This is a genomic window from Comamonas sp. HJ-2 (assembly GCF_053615495.1).
Genome location: NZ_JBSIFD010000017.1, coordinates 46,234 through 63,711, shown reverse-complemented (window position 1 = coordinate 63,711; position 17,478 = coordinate 46,234). Strand labels below are relative to the sequence as shown.

The 17,478-nt window shown below is 61.0% G+C and carries 17 protein-coding genes; 9 read left to right on the top strand and 8 right to left on the bottom strand.

Annotation, left to right across the window (positions count from 1 at the left end; all coding sequences use genetic code 11):
* Nucleotides 1-57 precede the first annotated feature (57 nt).
* From ruvC to ACWGXF_RS15160, 6 genes are all read right to left on the bottom strand, one after another.
* Nucleotides 58-606: a crossover junction endodeoxyribonuclease RuvC gene (gene ruvC, locus ACWGXF_RS15185; protein WP_003068955.1), complete on the bottom strand. Its 549-nt coding sequence runs from the start codon at nucleotides 604-606 to the stop codon at nucleotides 58-60.
* Nucleotides 607-684: 78 nt separating this feature from the next.
* Entirely contained in the window at nucleotides 685-1,413 is a 729-nt protein-coding gene (mtgA, locus tag ACWGXF_RS15180; protein ID WP_452102067.1) for a monofunctional biosynthetic peptidoglycan transglycosylase, read from the bottom strand.
* A 14-nt stretch (nucleotides 1,414-1,427) separates the two neighbouring features.
* A complete protein-coding gene (gene aroE / locus ACWGXF_RS15175) occupies nucleotides 1,428-2,294 on the bottom strand; it encodes a shikimate dehydrogenase (RefSeq protein ID WP_054073890.1) in 867 nt (288 codons plus the stop codon).
* A 181-nt stretch (nucleotides 2,295-2,475) separates the two neighbouring features.
* Complete coding sequence (locus ACWGXF_RS15170; RefSeq protein WP_452102066.1) at nucleotides 2,476-3,336, bottom strand: energy transducer TonB; 861 nt, start codon at nucleotides 3,334-3,336, stop codon at nucleotides 2,476-2,478.
* A gap of 29 nt (nucleotides 3,337-3,365) precedes the next feature.
* Nucleotides 3,366-5,435: a ribonuclease catalytic domain-containing protein gene (locus ACWGXF_RS15165; protein ID WP_256628568.1), complete on the bottom strand. Its 2,070-nt coding sequence runs from the start codon at nucleotides 5,433-5,435 to the stop codon at nucleotides 3,366-3,368.
* 169 nt (nucleotides 5,436-5,604) lie between these two features.
* Nucleotides 5,605-6,189 (bottom strand): YqiA/YcfP family alpha/beta fold hydrolase, encoded by a 585-nt coding sequence (locus ACWGXF_RS15160; RefSeq protein WP_003068947.1) that lies wholly within the window; start codon nucleotides 6,187-6,189, stop codon nucleotides 5,605-5,607.
* A gap of 177 nt (nucleotides 6,190-6,366) precedes the next feature.
* Between ACWGXF_RS15160 and rodA the strand changes: the two genes are divergently transcribed.
* The 3 genes from rodA to ACWGXF_RS15145 all read left to right on the top strand — a co-directional run bounded on the left by rodA (nucleotide 6,367) and on the right by ACWGXF_RS15145 (nucleotide 11,143).
* Entirely contained in the window at nucleotides 6,367-7,548 is a 1,182-nt protein-coding gene (gene rodA, locus ACWGXF_RS15155; RefSeq protein ID WP_003068946.1) for a rod shape-determining protein RodA, read from the top strand.
* 384 nt (nucleotides 7,549-7,932) lie between these two features.
* On the top strand, nucleotides 7,933-9,393 hold the full coding sequence (gene tldD, locus ACWGXF_RS15150; protein WP_003051333.1) for a metalloprotease TldD: 1,461 nt from the start codon (nucleotides 7,933-7,935) through the stop codon (nucleotides 9,391-9,393).
* Between the two features lie 589 nt (nucleotides 9,394-9,982).
* Nucleotides 9,983-11,143, top strand: a complete 1,161-nt coding sequence (locus tag ACWGXF_RS15145) for a 3-deoxy-7-phosphoheptulonate synthase (RefSeq protein WP_003068944.1) — start codon at nucleotides 9,983-9,985, stop codon at nucleotides 11,141-11,143.
* A gap of 95 nt (nucleotides 11,144-11,238) precedes the next feature.
* Here the strand turns inward: ACWGXF_RS15145 and ACWGXF_RS15140 are convergent, their stop codons facing one another.
* Entirely contained in the window at nucleotides 11,239-11,610 is a 372-nt protein-coding gene (locus ACWGXF_RS15140; RefSeq protein ID WP_012839819.1) for a YqcC family protein, read from the bottom strand.
* A gap of 395 nt (nucleotides 11,611-12,005) precedes the next feature.
* Here ACWGXF_RS15140 and ACWGXF_RS15135 point away from each other — a divergent pair, with 395 nt between their 5' ends.
* Nucleotides 12,006-12,323 carry a hypothetical protein gene (locus ACWGXF_RS15135; RefSeq protein WP_012839818.1) on the top strand — a complete coding sequence of 106 codons (318 nt, stop codon included), beginning with the start codon at nucleotides 12,006-12,008 and terminating at the stop codon, nucleotides 12,321-12,323.
* 142 nt (nucleotides 12,324-12,465) lie between these two features.
* Here ACWGXF_RS15135 and mpl read toward each other — a convergent pair whose 3' ends face one another.
* Nucleotides 12,466-13,884: a UDP-N-acetylmuramate:L-alanyl-gamma-D-glutamyl-meso-diaminopimelate ligase gene (gene mpl, locus ACWGXF_RS15130; protein WP_256628567.1), complete on the bottom strand. Its 1,419-nt coding sequence runs from the start codon at nucleotides 13,882-13,884 to the stop codon at nucleotides 12,466-12,468.
* A 43-nt stretch (nucleotides 13,885-13,927) separates the two neighbouring features.
* Between mpl and ACWGXF_RS15125 the strand changes: the two genes are divergently transcribed.
* The 5 genes from ACWGXF_RS15125 to accC all read left to right on the top strand — a co-directional run bounded on the left by ACWGXF_RS15125 (nucleotide 13,928) and on the right by accC (nucleotide 17,395).
* Nucleotides 13,928-14,161, top strand: a complete 234-nt coding sequence (locus ACWGXF_RS15125; RefSeq protein WP_164091265.1) for a hypothetical protein — start codon at nucleotides 13,928-13,930, stop codon at nucleotides 14,159-14,161.
* On the top strand, nucleotides 14,158-14,760 hold the full coding sequence (locus tag ACWGXF_RS15120; RefSeq protein WP_256628566.1) for a hypothetical protein: 603 nt from the start codon (nucleotides 14,158-14,160) through the stop codon (nucleotides 14,758-14,760). Before ACWGXF_RS15125 ends, ACWGXF_RS15120 begins: the two co-directional genes overlap by 4 nt.
* Complete coding sequence (locus ACWGXF_RS15115; RefSeq protein ID WP_003068935.1) at nucleotides 14,753-15,304, top strand: TlpA family protein disulfide reductase; 552 nt, start codon at nucleotides 14,753-14,755, stop codon at nucleotides 15,302-15,304. Before ACWGXF_RS15120 ends, ACWGXF_RS15115 begins: the two co-directional genes overlap by 8 nt.
* A gap of 147 nt (nucleotides 15,305-15,451) precedes the next feature.
* Nucleotides 15,452-15,910, top strand: coding sequence for an acetyl-CoA carboxylase biotin carboxyl carrier protein (accB, locus tag ACWGXF_RS15110; protein ID WP_087080453.1), 459 nt, complete (start codon nucleotides 15,452-15,454; stop codon nucleotides 15,908-15,910).
* Nucleotides 15,911-16,036: 126 nt separating this feature from the next.
* Nucleotides 16,037-17,395: an acetyl-CoA carboxylase biotin carboxylase subunit gene (gene accC / locus ACWGXF_RS15105; protein WP_003068932.1), complete on the top strand. Its 1,359-nt coding sequence runs from the start codon at nucleotides 16,037-16,039 to the stop codon at nucleotides 17,393-17,395.
* The last annotated feature ends 83 nt before the right edge of the window (nucleotides 17,396-17,478 follow it).

The following is a 17,478-nucleotide window of genomic DNA, read 5'->3' as shown; positions in this document are numbered from 1 at the left end:
ATCCTGCGACCCCTTCCGAAGAGAGAAGGGGAAGCCGCGAAGCGGCTAAGGGCAAGCTCAATAGACCCGTCCGCCCCGGTACATGGCATGTTGCTTGCGGCGCAGATCGGTGGACTTGGCCATCAGCCCCATGGCGGCAGCCGCATGGGCATGGGTGATGGCCAGCCCCAGCGCGTCGGCGGCATCGGTGCCGGGCAGGCCGGGCAGTTGCAGCAGCCGTTTGACCATTTCCTGGATCTGGCTCTTGGCTGCGCGACCATGGCCGACCACGGCTTTTTTCATCTGCAGGGCGGTGTATTCGGAAACCGCGAGATTGGCGTTGACCAGGGCCGTCAGCGCCGCACCACGGGCCTGGCCCAGCAGCAGCGTGGACTGGGGGTTGACGTTGACGAAGACGATTTCCACGGCAGCCACCTCGGGCTGGTAGCGTGAGGCGACTTCGGAGATGCCGTCGAACAGCACCTTGAGACGGCCCGGCAGGTCGCCGAGTTCCATCTTGTTGGTGCGTATGGTGCCGCTGGCCACATAGGACAGGCGCTGGCCTTCCATGTCGATGACGCCAAAGCCCGTGGTCTGCAGGCCAGGGTCGATTCCTAGAATTCGCATGGCTGTCGATTATCCACGTACAAAACCTTCACGCTCCATGCGGGTGACAGCAAGCAAGAGCCGCCCAGGCGAAGCGCCTCAGGGGGGCGTCACCATCGGTATATAGCGCGCAATCGTGCGACTGCGCTGCGCTAGATAGCGCGATTGCGGCATTTTCTCGTAGCGCTTGGGTGCCGGAAGCATGGCGGCAAGTCGTGCTGCCTCGGCCGCATTGAGCTGGGCGGCACTCTTGCGGAAGTAATGTTGGGCGGCGGCCTCGGCGCCGAATACGCCCTGGCCCCATTCCACATTGTTGAGATAGATCTCCAGAATGCGCTGCTTGCTCAGCATCAGCTCCAGCAATTGCGCCAGCACCAGCTCCTGGCCCTTGCGCAGAAAATTGCGTTCGCCCGACAGCAGCAGGTTCTTGGCCAGCTGCTGGGTGATGGTGGAGCCGCCATAGACCTTGGCGGGCTTGCTGTTGTTTCCGGCTTTTTCTGCCTGCATGGCCCTGGCCTCGGCTTTTGCGTTTCGCTGCCAGGCCCTCTGAACGGCATCCCATTCCACGCCGTGGTGATCCATGAAGCCGGCATCTTCGGAGGCAATCACCGCGCGCTTGAGGTTGCTGGAGATCTGGCCGTAGTCCACCCATTGCTGGCGCCAGCGCAGGCCCTCGCTGCTGCGGGCAAGCTGCCAGGCTTCGGAGCGCTGATAGCTGGTGGACTCTGGATCCAGCCATGCCATGACTGCGATGCGTGCTACAAAAAACAATTGCAGCAGCAGGGTGGCGCAAAGCACCAGCAACAGCAGTCGGCCAAGAGCTTTCATGGTGGGGCGAGGTTTTAGTGAGCGGCTTCAGCGTGCAGCAGAGCGCGCAGTTCGGCCAGGACTTGTGCAGAGGGCGGACGCACGCCGCGCCATAGCGCAAAGGACTCGGCGGCCTGCTCCACCAGCATGCCCAGACCATCACGCGCCAGCGCGCCGTGGCTGCTGGCCCAATTCAGAAAATTCTGAGCGGCGGGGCCGTACATCATGTCGTAGGCCAGACTGCGTGCGTGCAGCACGCTGGCGGGCGCGGGCACATCAGCCCCAGCCAGGCTGCTGGCTGTGGCATTGATGATGATGTCGAAATTTTGGGTCAGATCAGTCTCAAGCACTTGCCTTTCAAGTGCTACCAGCTCTACGTTATGTAGTGTGGCAATGGCCGCATGCTGCTGGACCAGCGTTTGAGCCCTGGCATGAGTGCGGTTGACCACGACTAGGCGGCGGGGCTTTTGCTCCAGCAAAGAGCCCAGGGCTCCAGCAGCGGCGCCGCCCGCGCCAAGCAGCAGCACATCACGCCCGGCGATGGGCACACCGGCATTGCGGGTGATGTCGGCCACGATGCCCAGGCCATCGGTGTTGTCGGCATGAATGCCGTTGGCGCCGAATACCAGCGTATTGGCAGCACCAGCCAGCCGCACGCGCTCGCTGGTGCTGGTGGCCAATTCGGCCGCCTGCAGCTTGAAGGGAACGGTCACATTGCAGCCCTTGCCGCCGCGCGCGGCAAAGTCGCGCACAAAGTCGGCAAAGCCATCCAGCGGCACCAGGGCGCGGTCATAGCTGACGGGTTGGCCGGTCAGCTCGGCGAAGCGGGAATGAATCCAGGGGGAGCGGCTATGGGCAACGGGGTTGCCCATGACGCAGTAGGCATCAAGCGTATTTGTCATAAAAAGGCTGAAGGAAATCGCTGCGCAGAGTTGGGTACGCGTTGGGGCAGTGGCCGGCGAGATCGGCGCAGCCCAAGCCAAGGCAGCCGCACAAGGGCCGTCCCGCCGCGCTGGCTGCGTTCCCCGCCTGCAAGCGAAGCGATGCGAGAGCGGGGGAAGACGCCGAAGGCGGCACAGGGGGTCACCTTATGTCTGTTTCCAGTGTCTGCTCGCGTGTGAACCTGAAGTGCGAGACGACGGCGATCTGATCGGCCTTGGTGCGCATGGCCGGGCCGAAGTGGCCGTAAGGGGCTGCGGCGCGGGCAATGGCTTCGGCACGGGTATCGAGCATGCGGTTACCCGAGCCCTGCACAATCTCGGTGGAAAGCACGCGGCCGTCATGATTCACGGTCAGGATCATGACCAGCTCGCCATACAGCTTCTTGCCCTTGTTCTCGGGGAAGTTTTCCGTGCCCTTGTCTTCCACCTTGCGGCGCAGCGCATCGTAGTAGACGGCGTACACGGCCTCCTTGGTGGCGGGGCTGATATAGCGCTTCTTGGGGCGGGCGTTTTCTGCGTTGATACGCTTTTCAATCTCGGCCAGCAGCTTGATGAGCTGCAAGCGCTTTTCTTCCTGTGCCTCCAGGGCCTTGTTGTCGGCGCTCAGGCGCGGGTCTATCGGGGGCAGCGCGGCCACTTGCTGGCGCAGCTGGGTCAGCAACTGGTTCTGCTGCTCCTGCATGGCGTCGAGCTGGCGCTGTTTTTCCTCGAAATCGTCGCCCACTGTCGTCAGGGCCGAGTAGGGCATGGGACTGGTGGCCCGGCCCTGGTCGGCATCGCCGCCGCCGGCCAGTGAGGTCTGGGCGATGGCCTGGGCCTTGTCCGGCGTCTCGTTGGCGCGGGCATTGACCAGAATCACTTCCAGCGGCGTGTCCTGAAACACGCGCTCAAAGCGTTCCGGGTCCACGAAGCGGACTGTCAGCAACACGGCATGGACGGCGATGGAAACGCCCAGCGCCAGCTGCAGCGTACTCAGTCGTCGAAGAGAGGTGGGCAGTTTCACGGCAGCGTCAGGGCGATGAGATGTGGAGATCAGGACTTGGGCTGGTCTGCTGCGGGATCGGCGTCGTTCATGTCCACCGCAATGGAGATGGGGCCGGCCACGGCGTCGTCATCGTCCTCGCTGCTGTCCTCACCTTCGCTTTCGGCCTCGGCTCCTGCATCCAGGCGTTCGATCAGCGTGCCCGAGATGTCCAGCGAGATCTCGTCGATCTCGCCGAGCTTGACACGCACATGGGCGCCGCGCGGCAGGTTCTGCGCACCCAGTACGGGCAGTACCAGCGGCAGATTGTCGGCGCGCACCAGGAAGGAGCCGTTGGGGCCTTCCTTGAACACGCTGGCCGTCAGTTCGCTGATGCCGTTCTGCTCCAGATACTTGAGCGTCCAGAAGCGCTCCATGCCGGCCTGATAGCCGTTGTAGGCGCTGTAGGCGCCGTCAAAGCTGCTGATGATGCCGAACAGCTCGGCATCCTTGGGCTTGAAGGGCGCTGCCAGGGCAGCCGTCTTGCCATGGCGGGCGCAGGCAATGATCTGCCACTGATTGACCAGATCCACATAGCGGCGCAGCGGGGAGGTGGCCCAGGAGTAGGCTTTCACGCCTATGCCGGCATGGGGCAAGGCCTTGGTGCTCATGCGTACCTTGACGCCGGGTGCCAGGCTGGCCTGGCTGCGGTAGATGCCGGGCACACCGTGCTCGGCCAGCATCAGGCCCCAGGTGCTGTTGGCCACGATGGCGGCCTCGGCCACGATCAGGTCCAGCGGCGCGCCGCGCTTGCGCACGGTGATCTGCACCTGCTCGCTGCCATTGGGCTCGGCGCCGTCGTTGCCGACGAGACGGAAGTTGTAGTCCGGGCGGTTGAAGTTCTCGGGCTTGCCGCGCACCACTTCGCGATTGGCCTTGAGGAACTTGGACCAGCGCTGCAAAAAGGTGAGCTCCTTGCGCTTGCCCAGCAACGAACCAGGCGTATTTTCAACCTCGATTGAGGAGTCGGTCAGCCATTCCTCGGTGACGATGTGATCTAGCTTGTCGTAGCGGAAGTTGACTTCCACGGGCACGCGCTCGAGACGGGTTTCGCTGGAGATGGTCTCCAGCGTCTCTTCGTTGATCTGCACATACAGCGAGACCGCGGGGTTGGAGCGGCCTTCGTCCAGCGTGTAGATATGCACCACGTCGTCGGGCAGCATGGTGATCTTGTAGCCGGGCATGTAGACGGTGGACAGGCGGGCGCGGCCCAGCTTGTCCAGCTCGCCGCCGGGCGTGATGGCCAGACCGGGGGCGGCAATGTGTATGCCCACGGTGACGGTGCCCGTGCCCAGGCCCGTGACGGACAGCGCATCGTCGATTTCGGTGGTGGCCGAGTCGTCGATGGAAAAAGCCTTTACATCGGCCACGGGCAGGTCGGCCGGTGGCTGGGGGGCCTGCACGGAGGGGAAGCCCGTGCCCTTGGGGAAGTTGTCGAACAGGAAGCGCTTCCAGTGAAACTGGTAGGAAGAGTCGATGGCGCCGGCGCGGTGCAGCAGCTCCAGCGGGGCCAGCTTGGTGGCGCGGCTGGCATCGACCACGGCCTTGTATTCGGCAGCGTTCTTGTCGGGCTTGAACAGAATCTTGTAGAGCTGTTCGCGGATTGCCTGCGGGCACTCGCCGCGGCCCAGTTCCTCGGCCCAGGCGTCGATCTGTGCCTGAATCTGCTTTTTCTTCTCGATGGCGGCAAGGGCTTGCTGCAGGATTTCTGCAGGAGCCTTCTTGAAGCGGCCCTTGCCCGCACGACGGAAATAATGCGGTGCGTCGTACAGGCAGAACAGCGCACCGGCCTGCTGGGCCAGCGTCGCGGATTCGGAAAAATAGTCACGCGCCAGGTCGGCAAAGCCGAACTCTTCCTCGGGCGCAAATTCCCAGGCCAGATCCAGGTCGATCTCGGCGGCCTGGGCCTGGCCCTGAGCGACCAACTCGGCAGGAGCCGGCTTCTCGAACTTGAGCAGGATATTGGCGGCCTTGACCTTGACCCGCTTGCCCGAGTCCAGCTCGACTTGGGCAGAGGATTCGGCTTCGGAGAGGATGCGCCCGGCCAGAAATTTGCCGGCTTCTTCAAACAGTGCGTGCATAACCGCGCATTTTCCCACGAGCCGAACATTTGGCGCTCAGAAGTGATTCAGTTCATGCTTGAGGTCGGTCAATATCAGACGCGGCCCCCGCGCGGTCAGGGCCGTGAACAGGGGGGCGCGTTGCAGCAATACAGCCGTTCCCTGGGGGCGCATGGAGTCGCCGAGGGCATCAGGCCAAGGCCAGAAATTCGTCGATCCGGTCCAGATACTCGGCAAAGTTGCTCAGGGCGTGGTCGCCGCCTTCTTGCACCAATTGAAGTGCGTGAGGGTAGCGCTCGCTCATTTCGTTCCAGTCCAGCACCTCGTCGCCCTGGGCGATCAACACCATCTCGGGTGCTGCCGGCGTCATGGTGCGGGTGTCGAGCTGGCGCAATTCCTCAATGTATTCGGGGCGAAAGAAGAAGGTTTCCTCGGGGTCATGCCAGCTGGACTGCTCGCCGATGTATTTTTCCAGGTCACGGGCCGGGTTGACGGCGGGGTTGATCATCACGCTCTTGCAGCGCGCCAGCTGGGCCACCCAGCTGGCGTAATAGCCGCCCAGCGACGAGCCCATGACGGCCATGTTCTGGCGTGGCCAGTTGGCGATGCCCTCTGCTATCACGGCCGCCGCTTCGCGCGGCGAGGGCGGCAGCTGAGGGCACCACCAGCGTACCTTGGAATGCCTGGCGCCCACATAGTCCGCCATGATGCGTGCCTTGTTGGACTGAGGGGAGGAGCGAAAGCCATGCAGATACAGCAGGTGGGTGGTCGTCATAGCGGCAATCTCCTCTGGTAAAAACACTTCTGTCTCGGTCATTGTGGACTGTCTGCCCCAAGACTATCAGGGGAGAAGGCCTATGGCGGGAGGAATGAGCGTGGGCCGACTTGAGTCGTCAGCAAAGCTCAACCCTGCAAGCTGCACGGCAGTCGGCTCCCACGATAATTGCGGCCCATGTCCGCCATCGAATTCGATAAGCCCTCGCTGCTGCAACGCATTGTTCCGCTGTTTCGCGGCTTTGATTTCCTGCTGCTTCTCTTTATCGCCATGTTGGCGGGTGCGGGGCTGCTGGCCATGTACTCGGCGGGTTTCGATCACGGCACGCGCTTTGTGGACCACGGCCGCAATATGCTGATTGCGGCGGGTCTGCTGTTCGTGCTGGCCCAGATATCCCCTCAGCAATTGATGAAGGTGGCCGTGCCTCTCTACACCCTGGGCGTGGTGTTGCTGGTGGCGGTGGCGCTGTTCGGCATCACCAAGAAGGGGGCCACGCGCTGGGTGAATGTGGGAGTGGTGATTCAGCCCTCCGAGCTTTTGAAGATCGCCACGCCGCTGATGCTGGCCTGGTGGTTCCAGCGCCGCGAGGGCAATCTGCGCGCATCGGACTTTGTCATCGCCTTTGTGCTGCTGATGGTGCCCGTGGGCCTGATTATGAAGCAGCCAGACCTGGGCACCTCGCTGCTGGTGATGGCTGCCGGCCTGTCCGTGATCTTTTTTGCCGGCCTGCCCTGGAAACTCATCGTGCCGCCCGTGCTGCTGGCCCTGGTCGGCATTTTCCTCATCGTCTGGTTTGAACCCCAGCTCTGCGCCGATGGCGTGAGCTGGTATTTTCTGCATGACTATCAGCGGACACGCGTCTGTACCTTGCTGGACCCCACGCGCGACCCGCTGGGCAAGGGCTTTCACATCATTCAGGGCATGATTGCCATCGGTTCGGGCGGTGTCTGGGGCAAGGGTTTCATGGCTGGCACGCAGACCCACCTGGAATTCATTCCAGAGCGCACCACCGACTTCATCTTTGCCGCCTATTCCGAAGAATTCGGCCTCATAGGCAATCTCTTCATCATCGTCGGCTTTCTGCTGCTGGTCTGGCGCGGGCTGGCCATTTCCATGAATGCCAACTCGCTGTTCGGCCGGCTGATGGCAGCTGCCGTGGCCATGATCTTCTTCACCTATGCGTTCGTGAACATGGGCATGGTCAGCGGCATTTTGCCGGTGGTGGGTGTGCCCCTGCCTTTCATCAGCTATGGCGGCACGGCCATGGTCACGCTGGGCCTGGCGCTGGGCGTGCTGATGTCGGTGTCGCGGGCACAGCGGCAACTACCCGGCGGTGATGGGCATATTCCCCATGCGTGAAGACCCGTGATAGGGATTGGATGCTCTTGAAAGGAGAGCTTCCATCCTATGTTTTGCAAGCCTTGAGTAATGGTTTTGTGTGAAATTGCGTGCTGGGGCGGCAGGCTTAGATCGTTGAAAAATGTCAGTAGTTCCGTCCAGGGTCTTGCTTCGACTGTAAACAGCGTTTACAAACGGTTCTGGGGGGTCAGAAGACCGATCAAGCGGGAGCGGCAAAGACCCAGGTGGGGTTCTGCAATGCAAAGCGGGCAGGGCGGAACCCGGCAAGTGCGAAGCTAAGTGAACGGAGCGGAATGTTGTTCAGCCTGGTGGGGCAGCATTCCGCTCTTTTTTATGCGCAGCCCGAGACAAGTCAGGGCTTGCAGCTATCTCTACAATGCTCTCATGATTTCCCGCGAACCCACCATCGAACGCTTGGCCACGGCCCGTCAGTTGCTGCTTGAGCCCTTCGGCCTGGACGAAACCCATCTTGCGCGTGCGCTTGCCGAAATTCGCTCGCACCAGGTGGATGACGCCGATCTCTACTTCCAGTACACCCGCGCGGAAGGCTGGAGTCTGGAGGAAGGCATCGTCAAGACCGGCTCCTTCTCCATCGATCAGGGAGTAGGCGTTCGGGCGGTCAGCGGCGAGAAGACGGCTTTTGCCTATTCCGACGACATTTCCGAAGCCTCGCTGCTGGATGCCGCACGTACCGTGCGCTCCATCTCCAGCGCAACCCAGACGCGCCGCGTCAAGGCGGGTGCGCAGAAGATTGCGCAAAGCCGCTCGCTCTATCCTGAGCTGGATCCCATCAGCACGCTGGACAGCACGGCCAAGGTCGAGCTGCTGGGCAAGGTGGAAAAGCTGGCCCGCGCCAAGGACCCGCGCGTGGTGCAGGTCATGGCCGGTCTTGCCAGTGAATACGATGTGGTTCTGGTGGCGCGTGCGGACGGCACGCTGGCCGCTGACGTGCGCCCGCTGGTGCGCCTGTCGGTGACGGTGATCGCCGAGCAAAAGGGCCGCCGCGAGGTGGGCTCCTCCGGTGGTGGCGGTCGCTTCGGTCTGGCCTATTTCAGCGACGAGCAGATCAGCCAGTATGTGGACGAGGCCGTGCATGCGGCCCTGGTCAACCTCGAATCGCGTCCCGCACCGGCCGGTGTGATGACGGTGGTGCTGGGCTCGGGCTGGCCCGGCGTGCTGTTCCACGAGGCCGTGGGCCACGGCCTGGAAGGCGACTTCAACCGCAAGGGCTCCAGCGCCTTCAGCGGCCGCATCGGTCAGCGCGTGGCCGCCAAGGGCGTGACCGTGCTGGACGACGGCACGATTGCCGATCGCCGTGGCTCTCTGAACGTGGACGACGAGGGCCATGTCAGCCAAAGCAATGTGCTGATCGAGGACGGCATTCTCAAGGGCTATATCCAGGACTCCATGAATGCACGCCTGATGGGCGTCAAGCCCACGGGCAATGGCCGTCGCGAAAGCTACGCCCACATCCCCATGCCGCGCATGACCAACACCTATATGCTGGGTGGCGACAAGGATCCGCAGGAGATCATTGGCTCCATCAAGAAGGGCCTGTACGCCACCAACTTCGGCGGCGGTCAGGTGGACATCACCAGCGGCAAGTTCGTGTTCTCTGCCAGCGAAGCCTACTGGGTGGAAAACGGCAAGATCCAGTACCCCGTCAAGGGAGCGACCATCATCGGCAGCGGCCCGGAGTCGCTCAAGCACATCAGCATGATAGGCAACGACATGCGACTGGATTCGGGTGTGGGCACCTGCGGCAAGGAAGGCCAGAGCGTGCCTGTGGGCGTGGGCCAGCCTACGCTGCGCATTGACGGCCTGACAGTCGGCGGCACGGCCTGATAGAAGTTTCATGACGGCTTTGCCCGTCGCGAGCACCAACCCCCGCTTTGCATGGCAGAGCGGGGGTTTTTCATTTCAGTGTGCTGCAGGCCGTTCGCCACAGGCCGTTTACGGCAAAAAAGCGTGTGGCAAACCGCTGTAGATCGCCAGGCAGCAGGGTTTTTTCATGGCGTTTCGAGGCCTTGCCCTGAATATTGTCGATTCGCTGGAAAATTGCATTGATTCTGGATTATTGGAATTTTTTATCAATAAAATTCTGAAAAATAAGAAAAAACGCAAAAATATTGCGAATGAATAAATTTTGAAAAATGCGCCATTTCAGAGGGAAAACCTGTTTTTGACAGAACAGCGGTGCGAGCTGCCGATGTTGCAATGCAAAAGAGCTGTGCTACATTGAAAGACATGCAAACGCAACGCGCCTATTTCTTTTACTTTTGGTTCTCGCCCCCGGCGGCTGAGAGGTAAACGCGCGCACCCTGCAAACACCTCCCAAAGAACCGCCGAAGCTGCAAAGCCCGGCGGTTTTTTTTCACCCCTACGTTTCAGCACCCCCGGTTTTCAACGATCAAACACCTCACGAAAGATTGCCATGACTGCTCTGAACACTTCCGCCACCGATTCCTGGTATCGCGCCGGCTCTCCCAAGACAGGCCAGACCGACGACGCACGTATCAAGGAAATCACAGTGTTACCCCCTCCAGAGCACCTCATTCGCTTCTTCCCCATTCGTGGCACTGCCGTGGAGACGCTGATCAGCGACACCCGCCGCAGCATCCACAACATCATGCGTGCGCAGGATGACCGTCTGCTGGTCATCGTCGGCCCTTGCTCCATTCACGATCCGGCTGCTGCCCTGGACTACGCCCGCCGTCTGGCCGTGGTGCGTGAGCAGTACAAGGACACGCTGGAAGTGGTGATGCGCGTCTATTTCGAAAAACCCCGCACCACCGTGGGCTGGAAGGGGCTGATCAACGATCCCTACCTGGATCAGAGCTATCGCATCGACGAAGGCCTGCGCATTGCGCGCCAGCTCCTGATCGACATCAACCGCCTGGGTGTGCCAGCGGCCAGCGAGTTCCTGGACGTGATCTCTCCCCAGTACATCGGCGATCTGATCAGCTGGGGCGCCATCGGTGCCCGCACCACGGAAAGCCAGGTGCATCGCGAACTGGCTTCGGGCATTTCGGCGCCGATTGGTTTCAAGAACGGCACGGACGGCAATATCCGTATTGCCACCGACGCGATTCAGTCGGCCAGCCGCGGCCACCATTTCCTGTCGGTGCACAAGAACGGCCAGGTCGCCATCGTGCATACGGGCGGCAATCAGGACTGTCACGTGATTCTGCGCGGTGGCAAGACGCCCAACTACGATGCCGAGCATGTGGCGGCTGCCTGCAGGGATCTGGAGACAGCGGGCCTCACACCTTCGCTGATGGTGGACTGCAGCCACGCCAACAGCAACAAGCAGCATGAGCGCCAGAAGGATGTGGCGCGTGATATCGCGGCTCAGATCGCCGGAGGCTCCAGCAGCGTGTTCGGTGTGATGATCGAAGGTCATCTGGTCGGCGGTGCGCAGAAGTTCACGCCCGGCAAGGACGAAGTCTGCGATCTGACCTACGGCCAGAGCATTACCGATGCCTGCCTGGGCTGGGATGATTCTCTGGCAACGCTGCAAGAGCTGTCGCAGGCCGTGAGCCAGCGCCGCGCTGCTGCGCTCGCCAGCAAGCAGGAAGCCGAAGTGCTCGCCTGATCGATAAAGCGGGCGTGAACGAAACAGGCCACAGGGAGTATTTCCTGTGGCCTGTTTGTTTTTCCATACAGGAATGGGGCTGCTTGCCTGCTCGATCAGTGTTTGGTGTCCGGCGTTGATGCCGGAGTCATTTCGCATCCATTGAGGGTGGCATCGATGCGGTTGAGCAGGCGCAGCAACTGTTGCTTGTCAAAGTCGGTGCGCTGCTGCCACTCGTGGTCGGCCAGCGGATAGACATGGCTTTGGTGGGGGAGGCTGCCCTTGGCATCGATCACGGCGCGCAGGCGCGGGATGAATACCCATTGCAGCCACTCGTGCAGCTTGAGCGTGTCGTACATGAAAGGCGTGGTGGATTCCAGTGCCTTGGGGTCCGGAGCAACGGCAGACCAGAGTTTCTGGACTTGAAGTTCGGCTTCCAGCTGCAGCAGATGCTCGCGTATTTCTTGGTGGATGTTCTCAGCGGTCATGGTGATGGTTCCTGAAGGCGTTGCAAGGCCTGCAAACTGGTGTTCGTCAAAGATTTATGCAGTATGTAAGTCCTCTCATCACATTTTCAAGGCAGGAGCCTGGATGGAGATAACTGGCGGGTTACGAGTCCGTAATGACACTTGAAAAAGACAGTTTTGCCCTTATATTCTTGCCAAGCATGCGAGCAATGCTATGAAATTTAAAGATTTTTCATTGCTTTGCATGCCATGTTCCTGTAACCACTGTGATGCTTGATGCAAGTCTTTCAGGCCATGCATTGGTTGCCGCAGCTGTTTGCAAGCCGTCAGCTTGCAGCGTCTTCAGCACCGCGGTCACTATTAAGCTGTGGCCACGACAACGAATGGTGCAAGAGTCACCAGGTCAGAGGAGATTTATGCGTAGTGAAGTAATCGTGGTTTTGGATGGCGACCGTGAATACCGGGTCGATACCCAGTCGCTGTCCCCTATCAGTTCGGACGAAGGCCGACGCTGGCTGGATCAGCAGTTTGTCTCGCTCGAGTGCGAGCCTTTGCGGGCTACCGGCAAGGTGTTGCTGGCTGACAAGCTGGTGGTGGTGGCGCGTGAGGCGCGCAATCGCCCCGAGCTGTTTGACAACGAAGACTGGCGCAACAGCTATGCCCTGGCAGCGCATGCAGTGCTGTCCAAGCCCTTGATCCGGGTGGATGTGCCTGCGATGTCGATTAGCTATTGATCCCCCTGAGCCGCTTTGCGGCTTCCCCCCAGGGGGACGACGCCTTTGCTGCGGGGCGGCCCTTGCTTGGCGTCTCTGGCTTGGTCTGTTCTCGAGCAATGAAAAATGCCCGCGTAGAGCGGGCATTTGCTTTTATCGGGGCTTATTTCAGCGCTTGCAACAGCTTGGCGTGGATGCCGCCAAAGCCGCCGTTGCTCATGCAGACGATATGGTCACCGGGGCGGACGACGGCGCTGATCTGCGCTATCAGGGTCTCGATATCACCTGCTACCTGAGCGCGCTGGCCGGGGCCTACGCCCATGGATTCCAGGGCTTCGGCGGCATCCCAGTCGAGGCCTGCGGTGTGGCAGAAGACCAGATCGGCGCTTTCCAGCGACCAGGGCAACTGGCTCTTCATGGTGCCCAGCTTCATGGTGTTGCTGCGAGGCTCGAACACTGCCAGGATGCGGGCCTCTGCCCCGAGCTTGCGGCGCAGGCCGTCCAGGGTGGTGCGGATGGCTGTGGGGTGGTGGGCGAAGTCGTCATAGACCTCGATGCCGTTGACCGTGCCGCGCAGTTCCATGCGACGCTTGACGTTCTGAAAGCGCGACAGGGCTTCGCAAGCCACCTCGGCACTAACGCCCAGATGGTCGGCGGCAGCGATGGCGGCCAGTGCATTGAGCTGGTTGTGCACGCCGGTCAGGCTCCAGCGCAGTTGCGCCACCTTTTTGCCGCGGTGCAGCACGGCAAAGTCGCTGGGATCGCCATCGGCGCTGAAATCGCTGACAGCCGAGCCGAAGCTCCGCACTTCGCTCCAGCAGCCCTGGGCCAGTACGCGGGTCAGGCTCTCTTCCAGGCCGTTGATCACCACACGACCGGTCGACGGTACGGTGCGTATCAGGTGGTGGAACTGGCGCTCGATGGCTGCCAGATCGTCAAAGATGTCGGCGTGATCGAATTCCAGGTTGTTGAGCACGGCCGTGCGGGGGCGGTAGTGCACAAACTTGCTGCGCTTGTCGAAGAAGGCGGTGTCGTACTCATCGGCCTCGATCACAAACACGGGTTCGTCACCGACGGGGCCAGGACCAGCGGCGGGGCGCTGGGCCGCACCGAGGCGGGCGGAGACGCCAAAGTCCAGTGGTACGCCGCCGACCAGGAAACCGGGTTGCAGACCTGCGCACTCAAGCACCCAGGTCAGCATGGAGGTGGTGGTGGTCTTGCCGTGGGTGCCGGCCACGGCCAGCACATGGCGACCGCGCAGCACATGCTCGGCCAGCCATTGCGGGCCGCTGGTATAGGCGGCGCCGGTGTCCAGAATCGCCTCCATCAGCGGGAATTTGGGCGACCCGTCGGGCAGACGTTTGCGGCTGACGACGTTGCCGACCACATACATATCGGGCTTGAGCGCAATCTGGTCGGCGCCATAGCCCTCGATCAGCTCGATGCCCAACTGGCGCAGCTGATCGCTCATCGGCGGGTAAACACCGGAATCGCAGCCCGTCACCCTGTGACCGGCTTCTCGTGCCAAGGCGGCCAGGCCCCCCATGAAGGTGCCGCAAATGCCCAGAATATGTATGTGCATGGCCGGGGATTCTACGTTTGCCTGCATGACCTGGAGGCAAGCCATGGCCCGCCTGAGCGCTGACGGTAACCTTTCTTATCAAATTGATAGCTGGTTGCGCATGACCTATATGGATTTAAATGTGTTTTTACTTTCGGTTCGATACAAAGCGGTCGCTAGCAGCTATCAAAACCTTGGTCTGTACGGGCCAGGTCAAAGTGCGGTCATTCATCTGGGTCACAATGCGAGCATGACCTGCCGCGCCTGCTGCGGCGGGCGTGATGAAATAGCGCTATGAGTTTGGATAACGTGACTGCTGAAATCGCTCAGACAGCGGCCCGCCTGGTGGTGGAGGAAGGCCTCGAATGGGGTCCGGCCAAGCAACGGGCCGTGCGTCAGCTCGGCCTGCCCGGCCGCACGGCGCTGCCCGACAACGACCAGCTTGAAGAAGCGGTGCGTGAATATATAGAGCTGTTCTGCGGCGACACCCAGCCGCAGGAGTTGCAGGCACTGCGCGAGCTGGCCCTGGTCTGGATGGACAGGCTGCAGGAGTTTCGCCCGCATCTGGCCGGAGCAGTCTGGCGCGGAACGGCCACGCGGCTGTCGGATATCTATCTGCAACTGTTCTGCGATGATCCCAAGTCTGCCGAAATAGCGCTCATCAACAACCATGTGCAATACGAGCCGAGCACGATCACAGGCTTTCAGGGCAAGCCGGTCGAGGCACTTTCCATTCATGCACTGTGCAAGCCGATCAATGAAACCGTGGGCGTGCATCTGCTGGTCTACGACCATGATGATATGCGCGGAGCCATGAAGTCCGACAGCCATGGCCGCAGCCCGCGTGGTGATGCCAAGGCCTTGCGCAAGCTGCTGCAGGAGAGCTGCAATGAGTGAAAACACCTCTGAGAACAAGTCGACCAATGGCTCGCGCCGTCTGTGGCTGACCGGCGCAGTGGCCGCAGTGGCGGCCGGGGGCGGCGCCGGCGTGGCCTGGTGGCGCAGCCAGCCTCAGGCCATGGGCCCTGGCATCGAGGCGCAACTGTGGGGTCAGACCTTTGAAACGCCCGATGGCAAGCCTTTTGTCATGGCAGGCTTCCAGGGGCGGCCCTTGCTGGTCAACTTCTGGGCCACCTGGTGCCCGCCCTGTGTCAAGGAGCTGCCCATGCTCAGCGAATTTGCGGCGCAGCAGGGTGCAAAAGGTATTCAGGTCGTTGGTCTCGCGGTCGACAAATCCGAAGCCGTGCTGCGTTTTTTGCAGCGTCAGCCTGTGCAATTTCCCGTAGCCATCGCCATGCAAGGGGGATTGGGACTGAGCAGAAGTCTGGGTAACTTGCAGGGAGGCCTGCCATTCACGGTTCTGTTTGATGCCAAGGGGCAAGTGCGGCAACGTAAAATAGGCGAGCTTTCCAGCGAAGATCTGACAGATTGGAGCAAATAGAGCGAATGAACATTGCTCTTGTCGTCAGAAAAGTGTAGGCAACTAAATTCCATGGCGACGTTAGTGAAAAATATCTGCCAATGCACGCAGAAGGCCGAATTTGAGGTAAATTCGCGCCCTGTTTAGAAATACGTCGCTGGAGCTCCCATGGATTTGCGAAAACTCAAGACCCTTATTGATCTGGTGTCCGAATCGAATGTGTCGGAACTGGAGATCACCGAAGCAGAGGGCAAGGTCCGTATCGTCAAGAGCGAAGGTGTGGTTCACCAATACGTTGCTGCCCCCGTGCAAGCCGCTCCTGTGATGGCTGCCCCCTTGGCGGCAGCTCCCGTTGCCGCTGCTCCCGTGGCGGCCGCAGCACCTGCTGCTGAAGGCCATGTGGTCAAGTCGCCCATGGTCGGTACCTTCTACCGTGCCTCCAGCCCCGGCGCCAAGCCCTTTGTGGATGTGGGAAGCCAGGTCAAGGAAGGCGAAACCATCTGCATCGTTGAAGCCATGAAGATCCTCAACGAAATCGAAGCCGACAAGACCGGCACCATTGTTCGCGTTCTGGGTGAAAACGGCCAGGCTGTGGAATACGGCCAGCCTCTGTTCGTGATCGAGTGATATAGATCATGAGGCGTTGCGTGCAGTTCGCATGGCAGCGCCGAGGTGCGCTAGCCACTGGCTGCGCGACTGAGTCATTGGCAGTAGTCTGTGCCGCGGCACAGGCACCAAGCTGCGAGGAACTTCATGTTTAAGAAAATTTTGGTTGCCAATCGGGGCGAGATCGCCCTGCGCATCCAGCGCGCTTGCCGTGAGCTGGGTATCAAGGCGGTGATGGTGTACTCCGAAGCCGATCGTGATGCCAAGTACGTCAAGCTGGCCGACGAGGCCGTCTGTATCGGCCCGGCTCCTTCTCCGCTGTCCTACCTCAACATGCCGGCCATCATCTCGGCTGCCGAGGTGACCGATGCAGAAGCCATCCATCCCGGTTACGGTTTCCTGTCCGAGAACGCCGACTTTGCCGAGCGAGTGGAAAAGAGCGGCTTCACCTTTATCGGCCCGACTCCCGAGAACATCCGCACCATGGGTGACAAGGTTTCGGCCAAGCAAGCCATGATCAAGGCCGGTGTGCCTTGCGTGCCCGGCTCGGACGGCGAACTGCCCGATGATCCCGCGCTCATCAAGCGCATTGCAAAGACCATCGGCTATCCCGTGATCATCAAGGCCTCGGGCGGTGGCGGCGGTCGCGGCATGCGTGTGGTGCACACCGAGGCTGCGCTGATCAATGCCGTGCAGATGACCAAGGCCGAAGCCGGCGCTGCTTTCGGCAATCCTGCCGTCTACATGGAAAAGTACCTGCAGAATCCGCGTCACGTGGAGATCCAGGTGCTGGCCGATACGCACAAGAACGCCGTGTATCTGGGCGAGCGCGATTGCTCCATGCAGCGTCGCCACCAGAAGGTGATCGAGGAGGCTCCGGCTCCCGGCATTCCCCGTCGTCTGATCGAGAAGATCGGCGAGCGCTGCGCTGCGGCCTGCAAGAAGATCGGCTATCGCGGTGCGGGTACTTTCGAGTTCCTGTACGAGAACGGCGAGTTCTACTTCATCGAGATGAACACCCGCGTGCAGGTGGAGCACCCCATCACCGAGCTGATCACGGGCATCGACATCGTGCGCACCCAGATCATGATCGCTGCCGGCGAGAAGCTGCCTTTCACCCAGCGCCAGGTCGAGTTCAAGGGGCACGCCATCGAGTGCCGTGTGAACGCCGAAGATCCGTACAAGTTCATCCCTTCGCCCGGCCGCATCTCCATGTGGCATGCTCCCGGCGGTCCTGGCGTACGTGTTGACACCCATGTGTACAACAATTACTTCGTGCCGCCCAACTACGACTCCATGATCGGCAAGATCATTGCCTATGGCGATACTCGCGAGCAGGCCATGGCCCGCATGCGCACGGCCTTGCTGGAGACCGTGGTGGAAGGCATCAAAACCAATATTCCGCTGCACCAGGATCTGATGGTCGACTCCAAGTTCATGGAAGGCGGCACCAACATCCACTATCTGGAAGAGTGGCTGACGCATCGCACGCCCAACAAGCGATGAGATCAGGAGCCTTGCTGCTCTGAGTTCCCATGCTGGCCTCTGGCAACGGAGGCCAGCATTTTCGTTTTTCAGGAAAGTACAAG